General features: G+C 49.1%; 17 protein-coding genes and 1 tRNA gene (1 of these 18 running past the window's edge). 4 read left to right on the top strand and 14 right to left on the bottom strand.

Going from position 1 to position 19,891, the window contains the following annotated elements; all coding sequences use genetic code 11:
- Window positions 1-39: 39 nt before the first annotated feature.
- From B4E62_RS17855 to B4E62_RS17835, 5 genes are all read right to left on the bottom strand, one after another.
- Window positions 40-414 carry a GntR family transcriptional regulator gene (locus tag B4E62_RS17855; RefSeq protein ID WP_331353007.1) on the bottom strand — a complete coding sequence of 125 codons (375 nt, stop codon included), beginning with the start codon at window positions 412-414 and terminating at the stop codon, window positions 40-42.
- Window positions 414-1,787, bottom strand: coding sequence for a hypothetical protein (locus B4E62_RS17850; protein ID WP_331353006.1), 1,374 nt, complete (start codon window positions 1,785-1,787; stop codon window positions 414-416). Before B4E62_RS17850 ends, B4E62_RS17855 begins: the two co-directional genes overlap by 1 nt.
- A complete protein-coding gene (locus tag B4E62_RS17845; RefSeq protein ID WP_331353005.1) occupies window positions 1,784-2,659 on the bottom strand; it encodes an ABC transporter ATP-binding protein in 876 nt (291 codons plus the stop codon). The genes B4E62_RS17850 and B4E62_RS17845 overlap by 4 nt, the downstream gene beginning before the upstream one ends.
- A gap of 19 nt (window positions 2,660-2,678) precedes the next feature.
- Entirely contained in the window at window positions 2,679-3,560 is an 882-nt protein-coding gene (locus tag B4E62_RS17840) for a TraB/GumN family protein (RefSeq protein ID WP_331353004.1), read from the bottom strand.
- A 203-nt stretch (window positions 3,561-3,763) separates the two neighbouring features.
- On the bottom strand, window positions 3,764-6,577 hold the full coding sequence (locus B4E62_RS17835) for a DUF4397 domain-containing protein (RefSeq protein WP_331353003.1): 2,814 nt from the start codon (window positions 6,575-6,577) through the stop codon (window positions 3,764-3,766).
- Window positions 6,578-6,854: 277 nt separating this feature from the next.
- Between B4E62_RS17835 and B4E62_RS17830 the strand changes: the two genes are divergently transcribed.
- From B4E62_RS17830 to B4E62_RS17820, 3 genes are all read left to right on the top strand, one after another.
- On the top strand, window positions 6,855-7,457 hold the full coding sequence (locus tag B4E62_RS17830) for a sigma-70 family RNA polymerase sigma factor (protein WP_310067430.1): 603 nt from the start codon (window positions 6,855-6,857) through the stop codon (window positions 7,455-7,457).
- Complete coding sequence (locus B4E62_RS17825; RefSeq protein ID WP_331353002.1) at window positions 7,454-8,125, top strand: ChrR family anti-sigma-E factor; 672 nt, start codon at window positions 7,454-7,456, stop codon at window positions 8,123-8,125. Before B4E62_RS17830 ends, B4E62_RS17825 begins: the two co-directional genes overlap by 4 nt.
- A 237-nt stretch (window positions 8,126-8,362) precedes the next feature.
- On the top strand, window positions 8,363-9,070 hold the full coding sequence (locus B4E62_RS17820; protein WP_310067435.1) for a Crp/Fnr family transcriptional regulator: 708 nt from the start codon (window positions 8,363-8,365) through the stop codon (window positions 9,068-9,070).
- A gap of 103 nt (window positions 9,071-9,173) precedes the next feature.
- Here the strand turns inward: B4E62_RS17820 and B4E62_RS17815 are convergent, their stop codons facing one another.
- The 8 genes from B4E62_RS17815 to rimP all read right to left on the bottom strand — a co-directional run bounded on the left by B4E62_RS17815 (window position 9,174) and on the right by rimP (window position 19,588).
- Window positions 9,174-10,229, bottom strand: coding sequence for a hypothetical protein (locus tag B4E62_RS17815; protein WP_331353001.1), 1,056 nt, complete (start codon window positions 10,227-10,229; stop codon window positions 9,174-9,176).
- A gap of 148 nt (window positions 10,230-10,377) precedes the next feature.
- Window positions 10,378-12,501: a polyribonucleotide nucleotidyltransferase gene (gene pnp / locus B4E62_RS17810; protein ID WP_331353000.1), complete on the bottom strand. Its 2,124-nt coding sequence runs from the start codon at window positions 12,499-12,501 to the stop codon at window positions 10,378-10,380.
- A gap of 220 nt (window positions 12,502-12,721) precedes the next feature.
- On the bottom strand, window positions 12,722-12,991 hold the full coding sequence (gene rpsO / locus B4E62_RS17805) for a 30S ribosomal protein S15 (protein ID WP_310067437.1): 270 nt from the start codon (window positions 12,989-12,991) through the stop codon (window positions 12,722-12,724).
- A gap of 170 nt (window positions 12,992-13,161) precedes the next feature.
- Window positions 13,162-14,151, bottom strand: coding sequence for a tRNA pseudouridine(55) synthase TruB (gene truB / locus B4E62_RS17800; RefSeq protein ID WP_331352999.1), 990 nt, complete (start codon window positions 14,149-14,151; stop codon window positions 13,162-13,164).
- Entirely contained in the window at window positions 14,151-14,570 is a 420-nt protein-coding gene (rbfA, locus tag B4E62_RS17795; RefSeq protein WP_310067442.1) for a 30S ribosome-binding factor RbfA, read from the bottom strand. The genes truB and rbfA overlap by 1 nt, the downstream gene beginning before the upstream one ends.
- 95 nt (window positions 14,571-14,665) lie before the next feature.
- On the bottom strand, window positions 14,666-17,431 hold the full coding sequence (gene infB / locus B4E62_RS17790; protein ID WP_331352998.1) for a translation initiation factor IF-2: 2,766 nt from the start codon (window positions 17,429-17,431) through the stop codon (window positions 14,666-14,668).
- A gap of 60 nt (window positions 17,432-17,491) precedes the next feature.
- Entirely contained in the window at window positions 17,492-18,973 is a 1,482-nt protein-coding gene (nusA, locus tag B4E62_RS17785) for a transcription termination factor NusA (protein ID WP_331352997.1), read from the bottom strand.
- Between the two features lie 120 nt (window positions 18,974-19,093).
- Complete coding sequence (gene rimP / locus B4E62_RS17780) at window positions 19,094-19,588, bottom strand: ribosome maturation factor RimP (protein ID WP_310067448.1); 495 nt, start codon at window positions 19,586-19,588, stop codon at window positions 19,094-19,096.
- 32 nt (window positions 19,589-19,620) lie between these two features.
- On the opposite strand from rimP, the gene B4E62_RS17775 reads away from it, so the two are divergent.
- On the top strand, window positions 19,621-19,891 hold a 271-nt coding region (locus B4E62_RS17775; protein ID WP_331352996.1), incomplete at its 3' end, for a hypothetical protein.
- Window positions 19,873-19,891: transfer RNA gene (locus tag B4E62_RS17770), tRNA-Met, on the bottom strand (it continues 53 nt past the right edge of the window). The two genes, B4E62_RS17775 and B4E62_RS17770, sit on opposite strands and share 19 nt — an antisense overlap.

The following is a 19,891-nucleotide window of genomic DNA, read 5'->3' as shown; positions in this document are numbered from 1 at the left end:
CTTATTTGTACAAATGTGAATTTATTGATCACCGAGCAACTACTTATCCGCGAGCAATTCGCGCAGGCTAGCCAGTAATACTTTATCGGGAATTTCCAACTGCCGTGCCGCGAGCACCAGTTGCTCTAACTGCGGATGCAAGTGATGTAAACGTTCCTGTTCAGAATTTTTTTGTTTATCCTGCGGAGCAATTTGCATCGGTTTACCGCGCTGCCGCATGAGCAAACCTTCAACCTCCAACAAACTATAGGCTTTGGAAATTGTCATGGGGTTTACCGCATGCTCAAACGCCAGTTCACGCACCGAGGGCAGTTCATCACCTGCTTTTAACTGACCACCGGCAACCATGCGCCTAATTTGCTCGGCGAGTTGGCGGTAGATGGGAATGCCGGATTGGGGGTTAAGGGTAAACATTAATTTTTCACCCCGTAAAAATTAACACTTTTCCAGATCGACTTAACCCAAACGCGCCCCAGTAAAGTCAACATTAACAATGCACCCGAAAACCATAAATAACTGGCATGCTCATGGGCAGGATTCGGCCCCCAAAGAATATTCAAATAGACCATGATGCCGATGAGGCCGAGATTCACAATAGGGATAATCCAATTAAGCAGAACAAAGCTGGCAGCGCTTTTTATATAAACAAGCAACCCCACATAGAACGCTAGACTGCTGAACAAAAAGCCGATGAATAAAACGTACGCCCCCTTAATTAAACCCAGCAAATCATTCAATAGATAGTGATTTATCAGCACAAAAACAAGCGCAACAGGCACTATTGAGGAGACCAACATAAAAAAATATCGTCTTTCGATATAAGTCAGTATTTCCAACCTGGAATAACTGCTGTTAATCCACAAGCGATACAAATTTCTAAAAAAGCTTTGAAAGATAATCCCACCGCGAATACAAATATAAATAAACACATAAATGGAGACCATCATACTCGCTGCATTGGCGGGTATTTGCCTTGCCCAGTACAGCATAAACATTAGCAGCAACAGAAAAAACACTAGCTGACCCAACTCCCGCTTACACCAGGCTTGAATGCCGTCCGATACACCAGCCAACAATGAACCCGCAAGCGTTTTCGGGACGGCAGAAAATACGTTAGTTATCGCCTGGACGTTATTCGCCTGCTGCCGCTGCATTTCCGCAGCGGGTAAGGTCATAAAATTAATCAGATATTTTTGTGGCTGCCAGCGAACCCACCAAACAAACATTCCCAGCCATAGCAGTGCAGTAACTAGCCAATAAATCCCTATGTTCGCTACGGACAATAAATCGGTGTTTTTTGCAGATAAAAATAGAATCCACACAAACAGCGGGACAAAACCTTGCGCAGTTTGTATATACGACCCGACAACCGCGAACAAAACTGCTGCACATGTCAAAGCCATAGTTGTCAAAGCAAATATTGAATAAAAACTAAATTCTTTTGGATTTAATAGCGTAAGGGTAATAGATAACCAAAATGACTCTAACGACCAAAAACCCAAAGCAATAAAAAATAATGGATAACGCAGATCCGCCATGTACTGGAACTGCTTACTGCTTCTTAATGCCAACATTTGTCCCGGCACTAGCATCCCCACCATCATAATCAGCAAAAGACTAAATGCCGAGCCAAGATGGAGCACAATGGAGTAGCCAAAAAAATTCAATATTGCGCCAGGAATTAACACGGCCAGAGTAAATACACCAAGCCATTTTACATAGCGGGCGGGCAATAGCATGACCAGTATCAAGTGCCAATATTGATTCAATATTCCCTGAGCATTCATGGATTCATCTCCAGGAAAATATCCTCCAAACTCAAATACTGCACATCAATTTGCGCCGCAAACTGATTAGTAAGCTGTTGTTCACGCGCGGCAGACCAATTAATGAAAGTAAGCTGTGCACTATTGGCTTGTATTTTTTGATTGATTAAATCGGGAAAATCCAGTTTTTCCGGAAATTTTTCAGCGGCAAGTAAAGTAACGCGCGCAACCGATTCTTTTAGTTCATCCAGCCCGCCCTGATAGGCGAAGGCACCTTCACGCAACATCCATACTTGATTGGCGACACGCTCTACATCGCTGACAATATGGGTAGAAAAAATCACTGCGCGGTTTTCATCGGCGGCAATATCTACTAGCTGCTGTAAAAATTGGCGGCGAGCGATAGGATCGAGACTGGCTACTGGCTCATCCAGAATTAACAATTCCGGCTCATGAGCAAGCGCCAATAAAATAGATAATTTTTGGCGCTGGCCAACCGACATTTTTCCGGTCGGAATAGTCATTGGAATTAACCATTCAGCAACTAATTTATCTACCAGTGATTGATTCCAGCGCGGGCGAAAACTTTTAAATAATTTCAAGTGATCACCGCCGGTTAAGCTTGGTAACAACTCATCCTGCTGCGGAACAAAACCAATGCGCTGTTTAGTCTCATTGGCGATTTGCGTTGCATCAAGCTGCCAAAGTCTGGCCTCGCCTGCAGAGGGAAAACCAAAACCCAAAATAGTTTCCAGCAAGGTGGTTTTACCTGCGCCATTTTTGCCCAACAGTGCAATCACCTGCCCTGGCAACACCTCGGCATTGATTCCTTGAAGAACAGTGACGCGTGAAAATTGGCGTTGCAGATTTTTTAGCGATACACAGGCAGACATAAAAGCTCCTTTTATCCAATTAGGGTTGTGTGATGAGATAAGGTTTTACCTGATAGCCGCGCTTTTTTAGCTGCGCGAGTAAACCGTCCTTGCTGCTGAGGTGCAAACTGCCCACTAACACCAATTCTACCTCGGGCGATGCAAACATCTGCTCAATTTTGGGTAGCCATGCTTGATTGCGCACAACCAATAATTGTTGGTAAATTTCCGGCGTTTCTTTGCGCATATCCGCCGCCATTTCTTTATCTAACTTTTCCAATTCACCTGCACGCCAATAGCCGACGGATTTTTCCAACATGCCATCCATTCTGTGCAAATCGCGCAGCGTGGCTTTAATGATGAGATTGGCATCTACATCGGCGAGCATTGTTAAGTGCGTTAACACTTCACCAGTTGTTTCCAATTCCTGTACGGTTTTTCCACTGACAATTGCCTTCTGATAAAAATAGGCGTCCACGCCCTGCCCCACACCAAATCCCTGGCGCTGCATTTCTGCTATCGACAAACTAAGGCTCACAAACATCGCTTTAAACATGCTCATTTGCCCGAGCGGGAATTGACGTTCATCGGCAAAGGCCTGCAACTCTTTCCAGAGTTTCGGCTGCAAATCCTGGGATAAATTTTTTCCGTCGCTGTACATAAATGCCTGTGCCATTTGCTGACCAAATTCAGGCGAGCTGGCTTTTTTCATATCGGTTTCGAGCACCAGAATTTTTGCATTTTCGTAAGCCTGCTCAAATTCGGGCGGAAGCGGATAATCGCTATTGCGCAACACGTGAATAGTGCCGCCGAGATAAATTTTTTGAGCGCCTTTGGTGATTTCGTAAAGACTGGTTTCTGCGCTGGCAGAAATGCTGACAAACACTAACAAACCGGTAATTAATCTAAAACAGGATTTCATGGCTCACTCCTTGGTTGGCTGTTTATTAGGTGATGGATTAAGGGGACATCACACAAATCAATGTGTATTACTACACTAATACACGAATCCAATCCTGACAAGTGCAGACGGGAAACTTTTGCAGATACCGCCATAAATTTCAGGCAAAAAAATACCCGGACGAATCCGGGTATTTTTCATAAGCATCAGTGAATGGTTAATAATCAGGGGGCAAGTGCGTCCAAGCCAATCACACCTAATGGGCTGCTCAAGCCTGCACCGTCGCGCGCGACTGCGGTATACACCATCGCGTTGGCAAAGGTGAGCGTGGCTTTGATCGCCTCGGTTTTGGTGCCGGTGGGCGCAATGATCACATCGTAGCTACCGGCAGCCAATGAAACATACCCGGTATCTGCTTTAAACGGAACATTGGCAAACGCAGGCATGGCGTTGGCGATGGAAGAACCTGCAGCAACCACATAGATGTCCACGTTGCCCGCGAGTGTTGACGCATGCACCAGGCGCACTTTCGCTTCAGTTGCCACTTTGCGATTGTTATCGGTCAGCAGCAGCGGCTCGATATTCGCGAGAGCACCCACAGCCAGCAAGCTGTACTCCATACCATTAGCGAGAGGCACGTCGGCATTGATTACCACTGGCGTTGTTACACCGGTTGGTACCACTTTGAAATTATAGGTCGCCGCAGGCAGATTCAGGTAATTAGTGAACGCCGGGAAGGCAAGATTGCTGATTGCCGGAGTCACGCCATTGTTTGCCAACACATCAACCGCCGGTGCATTGGCCGACGCATGCACTACACGCAAATTCGCACCTGCTGCTGCATCGCTCAGCACCGCCACATTGGCACCATCCAACACCACCAGTTGAATAGGTGATGAACCTGTACCGACATTGGGCACCGCACCGATCAGCAAGTCTTTACCGCTGGTGAGGGCAACTGAGCCTGAATCAAACACGACTGTGTTGTTGAGCAGGGTGACGCGAATGCGATAGGTTCCCGCAGGTACTTCCAATGGGCCGAGTGTTTCTTTGAATGAGAAACTACCGACAGAAGTTGCGTCTGAGATGGCATCGCCAGGCGCTGTCACATGCACTTTCACCTCTGGCGCAGCGGCAGCCAAGTGTGCAACACGCACGCGCACGTTGTTGGCATTAGCGAGCTTGCCCATGTCGCTCAGGATCAAGGGTTCGATATTGGCAACTGAATTGACCGCAATGACGTCGTAGCGAGTATTGCGCTCCAACTCCAAATCAACCGGGCCGATTACCACCGCATTGCCGCCAGGAATAACACCTTCAACTGCAACATTGTAAGTATCAGCATCCAGTTCCAGATAACCGGTCGATTTTTGGTAATCCAGACCTGACGCAGCCACCGCACCATCCACCCACAAATTCACTTTGGGGGCATCGGCAGATGCATGGAATACACGCACATGGGTTTTGTTGGGGGCCAAGCCGTCCAAACCGATCACGCCCAGCGCAGCGGTCAAGCCAGCACCATCGCGCGCAATTGCGGTGTAAACACCACCAGCCTCCAGCGCAACGCCGACTTTAATCGCCTCGGTTTTGGTGCCGGTCGGGGCGATAATCACATCGTAATCGCCCGCAGCAAGGCTCACATAACCAGTGCTGGCTTTGAATGGGATGTTGCTAAACGCAGGGGTCGCCGTTGCAATGCCAGCACCGGGTGCGGTTACATAAATATCTACATTACCGGCAAGGGTCGAGCCGTGCACCAAACGCACTTTTGCTTCGGTGGCGACTGAGCGGTTGTCGTCGGTCAACAGTAGCGGTTCGATAGTGGACAAGGAGCCCAAAGCAATCAGGGTGTAAGCAGCGCCATTCATCAGCGGCACATCGGCATTGATCACTACCGGCATAGTCGCCGCATTAGGGGTGACTTTGAAGTTATAGGTCGCCCCGGGCAGATTCAGGTAGCCAGTCGCATCAGGGAACGCGAGATTGGCAATCGCAGGCGTTGCACCATTGTTAGCAGTCACATCTACCGCAGGAGCATCGGCCGAGTTGTGCACTACACGCAAATCTGCACCGGCATTTTTATCGCTAATAATGGCGACCGCATTACCGTCCAACACAGCGAGGCTGATAGGCGATGACCCTGTACCGACATTCGGCACAGCACCCACCAACAAGTCTTTACCAGCGGCGAGATTCACGGTACCGGAATCAAATACCACAGTGTTATCGGCAAGGGTTACGCGGATTTGGTAATCGCCCGCAGCAACTTCTACCGCGCCCAAAGTCTCTTTAAACGCAAAGCTGCCCAATGCAGTTGACGCTGCGAGATCTGCCCCGGGCGCCGTTACAAATACTTTCACCGCAGGTGCAGCAGCTGCCAGATGCGCTACACGCACACGCACTTTGGTGTTATCGCTCAAGCTGCCGGTATCGCTGATAACCAGCGGCTCAATGCTAGCGACGCTGTTCACGGCGATAACGTCGTAGTCAGTTTTGCCAGCCAGAGGCAGATTGACTGGGCCGATCACTGTTGCATTGCCGCCAGGGATAACACCCTCCACTGCTACTTTGTAGGTGCCTTCGTCCAAAGTGAGGTAACCAGTCGATTTTTGATAATCCAAACCTGAAGCGACCACTGCATCATTCACCCAAAGATTCACCTTGGGAGCATCGGGTGACGCATGGAAAACACGCACCATGGTTTTATCGAGCGGCGTTACTGTGACCGTTGCTGTCGCGCTCTTTTTGGTATCGGCTGAACTAGTCGCCGTTACGTGATAAGTACCGGCGGTGAGCGGTGCTGTGTACAAGCCGGCCGCCGTTACAGTGCCGCCATTGGCCTCATCAACTTTCCAGGTAACGGCGGTGTTTTTACTGCCGGTAATACTGGCCGTAAATGTTTGGGTAGTCCCGGCTTTGATCGTTGCCGTCATGGGGCTGATGGATACACTCACTTTCTCTTTATCGTCATCGCTGCCGCAAGCGACTAGCACGAGACTTAGCAATGCGAGAAAAATACCTCTGATTAGCTTCATTTCCTTACCCTCTTGTTGACCGAATCAACATGTCATTAATGTTAGATAAAAGGTAAAACCCGTCGTGTCGGGTCGGTATTAGCAGGGTGGATTACGCCGCGACTTTTTTCAGGGATCAAAAAACGGAGCAAAAAAAATGCACCAGGCAATGAAAATCAGCACTGCTTGGCAAAATAGAGGGAATACATTGGCTGGAATGATCTGCACTAAATAACCCTGCGTATCAGTGGCGTATGGGCTATCTAAAAACTACTGGTAAGCGATAATGAGACTTCACATGACGACTAAAAAGGCCGTGTCAATGAATGACTCTACCGCCGCAAACGATGCGCCCGATTGGGGGGCGCTGCTGGCACGTGTAGCCGAGAACGACGATAAAGCGGCATTCCGCGCGATTTACCAACACTTTGCGCCGCGTATCAAAGCCTACGCAATCAACCAGGGCTTCAGCCAGCACGCCGAAGTATTGGTGCAAGAAGTAATGACCAGCGTGTGGCGCAACGCGGATAAATACTCCGAGTCACTTGCGTCGGTATCGACTTGGATCTTTACGATTACGCGCAACCAGCGCATCGATATTTTGCGCAAACTAAATCGTACCCGCGCTGAGATTGTGATTGAGACTGAGGACCTGTGGCAGATTCCCACGGAGGACACCACCATCTGCTCAATCCAGAATTTATCGACCGAAAAATTTGTAAAAGCCGCCATCGATAAATTGCCCGAAGAGCAAATGATCGCCCTGCGCAAAGTCTACTACGAAGGTAAAACCCACGAGGAAGTGGCAGAGGAGTTGAACATTCCTTTGGGTACGGTGAAGGGGCGCTTGCGTCTTTCGCTGCAAAAATTACGTGTTATGTTTGAGGCTAAAGAAATATGAGTGCCTATCATCCTGATGATATGACCTTAATGAATTACGCAGCGGGAAGCTGCAGTATTCCGGAATCACTCGCGGTAGCGATGCATTTGTGTTTTTGTCACGACTGCCGCCAGCATGTGAAAAACTTAAACCATTTAGGTGGCGCGCTACTGGAAACCATCAAGCCAGCCAGCACCGATGATGACGCATTTGAAACCCTGATGTCATCACTGGAACCGCATGACCACAGCGCGCCCGTAAAAGTGAAAATGGAACCAACGCCGAACGATAGAGCGATTCAGCATTTCACCAACCCGCTGTTGCGCTACTTGCCCACATCGCTAGCGGATTTACCCTGGCAACGCCAAACGAAAGAAATCAGCAAGTTTGATTTGACTTCGCTGGTCAACGTGAAAGGCTTCCAGGTTGCACTGCAGAAAATCAGCGCCGGTGCAAAAGTCCCCAAGCATACGCACAAAGGTTTTGAGTACACAGTTATTCTGAGCGGTGGATACTCTGACGAGTTGGGTGTGTATCATGAAGGCGATTTTATCGCGCGCGATGCAAGCCACAAACACAGCCCTACCGCACTGCAAAATGAAGATTGTATTTGTTTGACGGTGTTAAATGCACCACTGAAATTTACTGGCTGGTACCGCGTGTTAAACCCGTTTATGGCGTGGAATTAAATCGCACAGCCCCACACAATCCCCGCAAAACAGCGGGGATTTTTTTCGCCCGCAGATTGATTCGCTCACGCTTAGTGCACCTCAAGCGAAAGCGCTTCCCGATCATGCCAAACAACAATTATCCCCCTATGCCCTGTAGCGGACAGACAAGGAAAAAACCATCCAGTAGACTTTGACACCAAGACTTGTGGTGCCCTATTCCACTGACCACGAGCCTCTTTTGTTACAGGACGCTCGATGCCAAGCCTCACTACCGCCCCCGTGGTTAATCGCCTTATTGAAAGTTTATCACCTGAGGCGCGCCAACAAATTCTGCACAGCTGCGAACAGGTAGAACTAAGCTCCGGCACAGTGCTGTGCGAACCCGACCAACCGTTTCGCTACGTTTATTTTCCGTTGACCAGCTTTATTACTCTGGTCACCACACTGCGTGACCATCAACCACTTGAAATGGGTTTGATTGGTAATGAGGGTATGCTCGGCGCAACAGTCGCACTCGGAATAAATAGCGCCCCCATGCGCGCAATGGTGCAAGGCTCGGGCACTGCGCTGCGTATGACAGCTGAACAATTACAGCAAGATTTACAAAACAATGCTGCACTCACCAGCACCTTCAATCGTTACCTGTATGTATTGATGGCACAACTCGCCCAAACCGCCGCCTGCGCACATTTTCACGCAATCGAACCACGCTTGGCTCGCTGGCTATTAATGACACACGACCGTGCGCACGCCGATTATTTTCATCTCACCCAAGAATTTCTCGCCAACATGCTCGGCGTCCGCCGCAGCGGAATCACTGTCGCCGCCGGCGTATTGCAAGAGCGAAAATTAATTCAATACACTCGCGGGAAAATCAGCATCTTAGATCGCGCAGGATTGGAAGCAGTTGCTTGTGAATGTTATGAAGCGGTGACGAAGGATTATGCGCGGTTGTTTGAGTGATTTTTTAAGGTAAAAATAGGTCACACTTAAAAGCAAAAAAGCCCCAATGTAGCTGGAACTTTTTTGCTTGCCAACATGGCCCATAGATTTGGTGCAAATATCATTACACACATTTTTTTTGGAATTTTTTATCGGGAGAATATCTCTTACGTGTTGACATAAAAATTCCAAACAAACCTGCAAGCAAAAGATACGTACTTGCAGGTTCATCGACGACATGTGCTTTTATTGTTGAGTGATCCAGCAACGTCGGATTATCTCCCCCCCAAATACCGTGGCCAATTTTTGACGATGCAACGCTATCAAAACAACCTACAATTGGAATCTCGGAATCTCGCACCGGGGTGCATTGCTCAATATTTCCAGACACCCTAGTCATATATCTGTACTCTAGCTCGATTGTTTCCCCCGCCTTCACAACGCCTAAATCAATTGTGTCAGCGATCTCATCCCATGAATAACTCCAATAATTCATTTTCGTATCGTAGCTTACTCCACTGTAATGCGACCAAGAGCTTTCAGAACCGTTAAGATCAATACTTCCTATTACCGGAATAAATTCAGTAACACCTGGCGCTGTAAAACGCTCGCCGGTTAACACACCCCCACCACTGAACCAAATCGACTGACCATTTAAAACAATGTCTATCGAATAAAGCAGCGACAAATACTCCTCTGGCAAAAGATCTGGAACGTAGTAATCCATGCCGCCCCCATTGATCAAGTAATCAAAAGTGAGTTCCACATCATCACTGGAATCATTGGTAATGAGCGCTTTGCGAGTAACCTCTGTTTTATTTCGAAACGAATATGCTTGAAAAGCATCACCACTATTTTCAGGTGCATCTAGATAACTTTCAATCCATCCATTGCGCGCACTGGATACTATAAAATTGCTGCCTGCATTATCAGCAATGATGCGGCTATTAACTCCACCACCGGCATCATCAGTGCCAGTACCTATGTCGCTGGGATAACCGTTAGTGAGCTCAATGGATGACTGATTAACATAATACTGCGCACTATGATCATTAACTTGATGAGATACATAAGCACTGACGCTAGTATCAATTATGAGGGCGTAACTCGCTGATGAGAGCACTGATCCAATAAAAAAACTGCAACCAAACGCAAATAAAAGCTTAACTCGCAATTTCATAAGGATCCCTGTTGTGATGATTGGAGAGGTTTAAATCTGGCGCGCATATTAACAATTAAATATTATGCAAACTAGCAATTGAAAAAATGTTATAAAAAAACGCCCGCATCTTTCGAAGCGGGCGTTTTTAGTTCAGCGCGGAGAAAAATTACTCTTCTGTAGTTTCCGCTGGTGCTGCACCTGACTCTTCAGCCAAAGCTTCTTTGATTGAGAGTTTGATGCGGCCGCGTTGGTCTACGTCGAGGCATTTTACTTTTACTACTTGGCCTTCTTTCAAATAATCGCTCACGCTGTTTACGCGCTCGTCGGCGATTTGAGAGATGTGAACCAAGCCGTCTTTGCCCGGCAGGAAGTTGACGAATGCGCCGAAGTCTACGATGCGCACTACAGTGCCTTCGTAGATTGCACCGATTTCCGCTTCGGCAACAATACCCATTACGCGCAGGATCGCTGCTTGCAATGCGTCGTTGTTGTCGGCGTAAATTTTAACGGTGCCGTCATCATCGATATCGATAGATGATTGAGTCTCTTCGGTGATTGCACGAATAGTCGCGCCACCTTTACCGATGATATCGCGGATCTTGTCCGGATGAATTTTGATGGTTTCAAAACGCGGTGCGTTTTCGCTAACCACTGAGCGTGATTTGGCGAGCACTTTGTTCATCTCGGCAAGAATGTGTAAACGCGCAGCCAGAGCTTGCTCCAGTGCGATTTCCATAATCTCTTCAGTGATACCTTCGATTTTGATATCCATTTGCAGTGCAGTTACACCGCTGGTGGTACCAGCTACTTTAAAGTCCATATCGCCGAGGTGATCTTCGTCGCCGAGGATGTCGGTCAATACGGCAAAGCCGTTAGCTTCTTTTACCAAGCCCATTGCGATACCCGCAACAGGTGATTTGAGTGGAACACCGGCATCCATCAACGCCAGGCTCGCGCCACATACAGAAGCCATTGAACTTGAACCATTAGATTCAGTAATTTCGCTCACTACACGCAGGGTGTATGGGAAATCAGATTCTTTTGGCAACACGGCAGTAACACCGCGACGCGCCAGACGGCCGTGGCCGATTTCGCGACGGCCAGTGGCACCCATACGACCACACTCACCTACCGAGAACGGTGGGAAGTTGTAGTGCAGCATGAATGCGTCTTTTTTAGAGCCTTCGAGGAAATCGATAATTTGTGCATCGCGCGCGTTACCCAGAGTCGCTACTACCAGCGCTTGAGTCTCACCACGGGTGAACAATGCAGAACCGTGCGCTTTGCCCAACACGCCAACTTCAACTTGAATTGGACGTACGGTTTTGTTGTCGCGGCCATCGATACGCGGCTCACCCGCTACGATGCGCGAACGCACCAAACGGTATTCAACCATGCCGAATTCAGCTTTCACTTCATCGCTAGAGAAACCGGTAGCTTCAGTCGCCAATTCAGCAACAGCTTGATTGCGCAACTCGCCCAAACGGTCGTAACGTTTTGCTTTATCGGTGATGCGATAAGCCATGCCGATTGAATCGCCAAAGTCTTTTACCAATGCATCAGTCAGCGCGGTTTTTGCAGCAACTGGTTGCCAATCCCAACGCGGTTTGCCCGCATCGCGTGCCAATTCAGCACAAGCTTGGACAACCGCTTGCAGTTCCTGATGAGCATAAAGTACTGCGCCGAGCATAATGTCTTCAGGCAATTCTTTCGCTTCAGATTCCACCATCAACACGGCATCTTTAGTACCGGCAACGACCATGTCCAACTCGGAGGTTTCAAGTTGTTTGAAGCTTGGGTTGAGGATGTAACCTTCTTCCTGGGTGTAGGCAACACGAGCGCCACCGATAGGACCATTGAAAGGGATACCTGAAACAGCCAATGCTGCAGACGTGCCAATCATGGCAACGATATCGGGATCGTATTGTTTGTCAGTTGATACAACGGTACAAACAACTTGCACTTCGTTGAGGAAACCTTCCGGGAACAGTGGACGAATTGGACGATCAATCAAACGCGAGGTCAGGGTTTCTTTTTCTGAAGGACGGCCTTCACGCTTCAAATAACCACCGGGGATACGGCCAGCGGCATAACTTTTTTCTTGGTAGTGCACAGACAGTGGGAAGAAATCCTGGCCTGGTGATGCCTGCTTGGCACCTACAACAGTACAGAGCACAGATACTTCACCCATAGTTACCAGTACTGCACCGGTTGCCTGACGGGCAATGCGGCCAGTTTCGAGGGTTACGGTTTGATTGCCGTATTGGAACTTCTTAATAATCGGATTCACTCTTTTATCCTTTATATTCACTAAAAATCAATTGCGTTAATTGTTACGCGTCTATTTAAGTTTGCTCTTTTCATTCATATCAATAAAAAATCAGTACGAACTGTGCTTCCTGCCCGAGCGCCAATTTTTACTCTCATCAGCGCAATTCCATAATTGCTTGTTAGATTCAAACAACAGCATTACAAAATAAAAGTGCCCGCAGAGCGGGCACTGGACAAACTTAACGGCGCAGACCTAATTTTTGAATCAGAGCAACGTAACGAGAAGAGTCTTTACCTTTCAGGTAGTCCAACAATTTACGACGCGCGTTTACCATACGGATCAGGCCGCGACGTGAATGGTGATCTGCCTTGTGGTCAGCGAAGTGGCCTTGCAGTTTGTTGATGTTAACAGTCAACAACGCTACTTGGACTTCGGGCGAGCCAGTGTCGCCTTCTGCTTGTTTGTATTCGTTAACGATTGCAGCTTTTTCAGAAGCACTCAGTGCCATGATGTTTTCCTCAATTAATATGCGATTCAATTACAGCCCGCCCGTGCATATTTACAGGTGGGTTGTTGCGGTGATTATCCAGTCCTTGAAGAACAATGGATGTCATCCGCGGCTTTTTACCCAGGCAAGCATAGCTTACGGGTAAATTCTTGCGGCTTATCGCTCACCTCTTACTGTTCGTTAGAGGAGCGGTTCGCCAAAATTCGTTTAGGGGCTACGCCACCTTCATCGGTGATACTGCCCAAGCCGAGAAACGCGCGGGGCGATTGTTCGGTTTCTGCACAAAAGACGCGCACAATAGCACCTTGCTCGCCAAATCGATAGACCTTGGACACCATCACTGGGTTGCCCAAACGGAAGTAATGGGCGCTGTTGGCGGGCAAGTCTACCGCCGGCAGACTGGCCACTGGCGCATCAGCGCTGAGCAGGTAGGAATCCAATGCAGAATAGCCCGCTTCGTCCCCCGCCGCTGCCTGTCGTTCATCAAAACGCGACTGCAACTCTTCCAGCGTAATGCACTGGTTTTCATTAAACAGACCGGCGTGGGAGCGATGCAGGGTTTTGACATGACCGCCGCAACCTAAAGCCACACCAAGATCCACTGCAATTGAGCGGATATATGTGCCCTTGGTGCAGCGGATATCCAACTCAACCTCGGCCTCATCACCCGCACGAAACGCAAGAATATCGATACTGTGAATCGTCACCGGACGCGGTGCGCGCTCCACTTCAACGCCTTGACGCGCCATTTTATAAAGCGGCTGGCCGTTGAGTTTCAACGCAGAATACATGGGCGGGACTTGCAAGATATCGCCAATCAATGGCTTGAGCGCCGCTTCGACTTGCGCGAGCGTGATACCGGCAGCGGATTTTTGTTCGAGGATTTCACCATCGGCATCGCAGGTATCGGTAGTCGCACCCAAGCGAATACAGGTGCGATAGCCTTTGTCGGCATCGAGCAAAAATTGCGAGAATTTGGTCGCTTCGCCAAAACACAGCGGCAATACACCGGTTGCCAAAGGATCAAGCGCGCCGGTATGGCCAGCTTTTTCCACAAAAAACAACCTCTTGGCGCGTTGCAGCGCTTGATTGGAAGTCATACCGGCGGGTTTGTGCAGCAACAATACACCGTCAATAGGACGGCCTTTTCTACGCGCCATCAGTGCTGCTCGCCCTTGGAATCATCTTCGGGGGAAGGTTCGTCGTCGTGCTGATGCAGACTGTCTTCTTTTAACGCCCGCTCAATCAAGGTCGATAGATGCTGGCCTTTAACGGAGGTTTTGTCGTAGATAAATTGCAGTTTGGGCACAGTGCGCATGCTCAATTCTTTCGCTAAAAAAGTACGCAGGAAACCGCTTGCCTTATTCAGGATCGAGGCGGCGGCAATACTGTCTTTTTCATCGTCAACGCCAACAAAAGTCACATAGACTTTGGCGTAAGCCATATCGCGGGTGACGGTGACTTCATTGATGTTGACCAAACCAATGCGCGGATCGCGGATTTCATTGGGGATCACCTGCCCCAGCAAACGCTGGATGGCATCGGAGACGCGGTCTGAACGGGTAAATTCTCTTGGCATGCGCCACTAACCTCTGGTTTGCCCTGAACCGGGCAGACAAAAATAACAAAGCCCCACCCCCATGACAGGGGTGGGGCGCAGGTGTTGCGACCGGCTTAGAGCTGGCGCGCCACCTCTTTCACTTCGTAGACTTCGATCTGATCGCCGACTTTAACGTCGTAGTTCTTCACGCCGATACCACACTCAAAACCGTTGCGCACTTCACTCACGTCATCTTTGAAGCGACGCAGGGATTCAAGTTCGCCGGTGAAGATCACCACGTTGTCGCGCAGTACACGGATCGGCTTGTTACGCGACACGGTACCTTCAATCACCATACAACCAGCAACTTGGCCGAACTTCGGTGAGTTGAAGACTTCACGTACGTTGGCGATACCAACAATCGTCTCAACACGCTCTGGATCAAGCATACCGCTGAGCGCTGCTTTCACTTCGTCCAGCAATTGGTAAATGATGCTGTAGTAGCGAATATCAACACCTTCAGACTCCGCCATGCGACGGGTAGTGCTGTCGGCACGCACGTTGAAGCCAACAATAATGGCACCGGAGGTAATCGCCAGGTTCACATCATTTTCAGTAATGCCGCCGATACCGGAAGAGATAATGTTCACTTGCACTTCATCGTTACCGATGTCGTTAAGTGACGCCATAATCGCTTCAAGTGAACCGCGTACATCGGCCTTAACCACCACAGTAAGATTTTTCTTCTGGCCCGCTTCCATATTGGAGAACATATTCTCCAGCTTGGATGCTTGGAAGCGCGCAAGTTTCTCTTTACGCTCTTTCTCGGCACGGAACTGGGCAACTTCACGGGCTTTACGCTCGTCAGTCAGCACCACAAAATCATCGCCAGCGCTTGGCGCGGTATCCAGACCCAAGATTTCAACCGGAGTAGATGGGCCGGCTTCAGTCACTTGCTGACCGCGCTCGTTGCTCATCGCACGGACACGGCCATAGCTTTGACCGGCAAGAATCAGATCGCCCTGCTTCAAAGTACCTTGCTGAACAAGGATAGTAGCAACAGTGCCGCGACCTTTATCGACGCGCGCTTCAATCACCACACCTTTAGCCGCAGCACTCGGAACTGCATGCAATTCCAGTACTTCGGCTTGCAGCGAGATAGCTTCGAGCAGTTCATCAATACCTTGGCCAGTATGGGCGGATACCTGAATAAATTGGGTATCGCCACCGTAGTTTTCAGGGATAACGCCCTTCACTACTAATTCATTGGTTACACGATCCGGATCAGCAGAAGGCTTATCGCATTTGTTGATGGCAACAACGATAGGCACATTGGCTGCCCGGGCATGAAGAATTGCTTCTTCAGTCTGCGGCATTACACCATCGTCCGCTGCTACTACCAGAATCACTACGTCAGTTGCCTTGGCGCCACGGGCACGCATGGCGGTAAACGCGGCGTGGCCGGGGGTATCGAGGAAAGTAATTTCACCGCGTGAAGTCGATACACGGTAAGCACCGATATGCTGGGTAATACCACCGGCTTCACCCGCCGCGACTTTGGCTTCGCGAATGTAGTCGAGCAATGAGGTTTTACCATGGTCAACGTGACCCATTACGGTAACAACCGGTGCACGCTGTACCAGATCACCTTCAGTTTCCAGCGATCTTTCCAGTGCGTGTTCGATGTCGTTTTCGCTAACCAATACAGCCTGATGCCCCATCTCTTCAACCAGCAACACCGCAGTATCCTGATCGATAGATTCGTTCATCGATGCCATTACGCCCATCTTCATCAAGCGCTTGATCACCTCTCCTACTTTAACAGTGAGGCGCTGTGCCAGTTCTGATACGGCAATCGTCTCGGGTACATTCACTTCATGGACGATTTTAGTGGTCGGCTTTTTAAACGCATGCTTGTTGTGTTTTTTGTGACTTGCACGCAAATGACTGCGACGAGCTAATACATCACTGTCTTCACCATCTTCAGCAACAAAATCCAGCAGTTCGATTTTTGGATTCTTTTTGGACGGTGCACCTTTCTTAACCGCCTTGCCTGCACCGCGCTTGTTGCGATCAGAATCTTCTGTATCGTCGTCATCGCGCTTATGGTTTTTCTTGTGGCCGTGGCCACCATGCTTGGTATCTTCTTTATCCGCTGGAGGAGCAATAACTGCCACCGCAGGCTTACCTTTGGCAGGACCGCGTGCATCAGGACGAGCCGTTTTCGCCGGCGCCTGGGCAGCGGGTTTCTCTGCTGGTTTTTCCGTGCGTACCGGATTGCGGCGCGCTTCTTCAGCGGCACGCTTGGCATCATCGCGCGCTTTCACTTCAGCTAAACGTGCAGCCTCTTCAGCTTGACGGCGCTCAATTGCCGCACGGCGCTTCTCTTCAATACCATCGGTAAAGGAGATGCGATGGGAGTGGGCTTCAGCAGCCGGCGCATCTGCAACAACCTCATCTGCCACTGATTCAACTTCCGGCACCGCAGCTACAACAGGTTCGGGCGCAAGCACCACCTCGGCGACTACCGGCTCAGGTGTCACTTCAATTTCCTGCTCGAAATCTGGCTCATGCTCTGCAACGGCGGATTCGCCCACTTCGTCCTCACGTTTCACGTAGGTGCGCTTTTTACGCACTTCAACATTTACCGTTTTACGTGCATTACCCGTACCGGTTTTAATCGTCGTGGTAGTTTTGCGTTGCAAAGTGATTTTTTTAGGTTCCAGCGCGGCTTCGCCATGACTGCTCTTTAAGAAATTGAGCAAGCGCTGTTTCTCATCGTCAGAAACTTTCGCCTCGGCGCTTTTGTGCTGCAAACCAGCTTCGTTCATTTGCTTTAGCAAACGCTCGACCGGTGCGCCTATTGATTTGGCGAGTTCGTTAACGGTTACTTCTGCCATTGTTTTTCCTCAGGGATTGTTCGTTGCCTACAGGGTTTCGCTCACTAGAGTGGCTCACACTCAGGCAAACCAGGGCTCGCGCGCTTTCATAATCAGTGCGGCGGCACGAGTCGCATCAACACCTTCAATTTCCAACAATTCATCAATCGATTGCTCGGCCAAATCTTCCATGGTGACAATGCCGCGACGCGCAAGATTTGCAGCCAACGTATCATCCATACCTTCCATATTTAACAAATCTTCTGCTGGCGCAACACCTTCGAGACGCTCTTCCGTTGCCAAGGCTTGCGTCAAGAGCGCATCTTTCGCGCGTGCGCGCAATTCTTCAGCGACATCTTCATCAAAGCCGTCAATTGCCAACATTTCTTCCAGCGGAACGTAAGCAACCTCTTCAAGCGTAGTGAAACCTTCTTCTACCAATACGCCGGCAATATCTTCATCGACATCCAGCGCACTCATAAACATATTGATGTAACTGCCAGATTCCGCTTCTTGTTTTGATTGCCATTCAGCAATGCTCATGACGTTGATGTTCCAGCCAGTCAATTCACATGCAAGACGCACATTTTGACCACCGCGACCAATAGCCATCGCCAAATTTTCTTCGTTTACCGCCAGATCCATTGAACCGGCGTCTTCATCAACCACAATCGATTCGATTTCAGCAGGTGACATAGCGTTGATAACAAATTGCGCCGGATTATCATCCCACAACACGATATCAACACGCTCGCCACCCAACTCATTGGATACGGCTTGCACACGCGAACCGCGCATACCTACACAAGCACCCACTGGATCGATACGGCCATCATTGGTCTTGACGGCGATTTTTGCACGCAGACCAGGGTCGCGCGCAGCGCCTTTGATTTCAATCACTTCTTCAGCAATTTCCGGCACTTCAATTTTAAATAATTCTACCAATACTTGAGGATTCGAGCGGCTCAGCAACAACTGTGGGCCGCGCGCTTCAGTGCGCACCTCCAACAACAGGGCGCGAATACGATCGCCCATGCGGAAAATTTCACGTCCAATCAATTGGTCACGCGGTAACACGCCTTCGGCATTATTACCCAAATCAACAATAATGCTATCGCGGGTCACTTTTTTCACAGTACCACTGATCAAATCACCCATGCGGTCGCGATACTCATCGACCATTTGCGCGCGCTCAGCTTCACGTACCTTTTGCACAATCACTTGTTTAGCGGTTTGCGCAGCAATACGACCGAATTCCGCGTTTTCAATTTTTTCGCGGTAGGTATCACCCACTTTCAATGATGCGTCTTTATCGCGCGCTTCATCCAGGTAAAGCTGGGTTCCCAGTTCCGCCATTACATCATCGGCAACCAATTCCCAACTGCGGTAGGTTTCGTAATCACCGGTGGTGCGATTAATAATAACGTCGATTGATGAATCTTCATCAAAACGTTTTTTCGTAGCCGTAGCGAGTGCAATTTCAATTGCTTGAAAAATTAATTCTTTATCGACGCCTTTCTCGTTGGATACCGCATCAGCGACCAGCAAAATTTCTTTGTTCATTGGTTTGCCTCTGTTAACTCCTCAAGCTAGTGAAGTGCTAGACCCACTAGATAATTACGTTTTCCGTTTTACTATTTCCACCAAGCTATGCTCGCAACAAACTGCAAACACTCACTGAATTTAATCTTTGTCTGTTAAATTATGCTCGCGCATCAAATCGTCGTAACGTGGCTCTACATTCGCTTTATCGATAACATCAATCGACAATTGCACTTCCTTGTTATCCACCTGCAAAAACACATCGCCATTTTCCACTTTAGTGATTACGCCTTTAAAACGACGGCGACCATCACGCGCAATTCGCAAACGCACACTGATAGTTTCACCAAGGTAGCGCACGTACTGCGACTCTTTATAAAGCGGGCGATCCATACCTGGGGATGACACTTCAAGTGTGTATTCACCATCAATCGGATCTTCTACATCGAATACAGCGCTCACCTGACGGCTGACGCGCTCGCAATCATCCAGCGATACACCGTTGGGTCCATCGATAAAGATACGCACAGTGGTGTAACGCCCCTGCGTCAAATATTCCAACCCCCACAACTCGCAACCTAAGGCAGTAGCGACAGGTGAAACCATTTGCTCTAACAATTCTTGCTTGGAAGCCATGCTTTAATCCGCACTAAAACCAGCCCTGCAATATGCAGAAGCCCAAAAAACAAAAATGGGCACAAGGCCCATTCGAACGTTTACTGCATTCACCGCACAGGCCGTACGGTGGGGGCGATGCCCGCAAACAACAAATACAAAAAAGCCCCAAAAAGGGGCTTCTCGACCGAACTTGCCTTACAACAAAGCAAACTCGTAACCTCTTGATTTCTGGCGAGAACCGGGAAATCCCTTTTCTTCACCGCTTCTTGCTGATATCTACCGCAAGCAAGAAACTAAAATTTTGGTTGCGGGGGCAGGATT

Origin of the sequence: Cellvibrio sp. UBA7671, from assembly GCA_002483145.1 — a bacterium.
Lineage (GTDB): Bacteria > Pseudomonadota > Gammaproteobacteria > Pseudomonadales > Cellvibrionaceae > Cellvibrio > Cellvibrio fibrivorans.
Note: the sequence above shows the minus strand (reverse complement) of the source record. Positions and strands in the feature narration are given on the sequence as shown.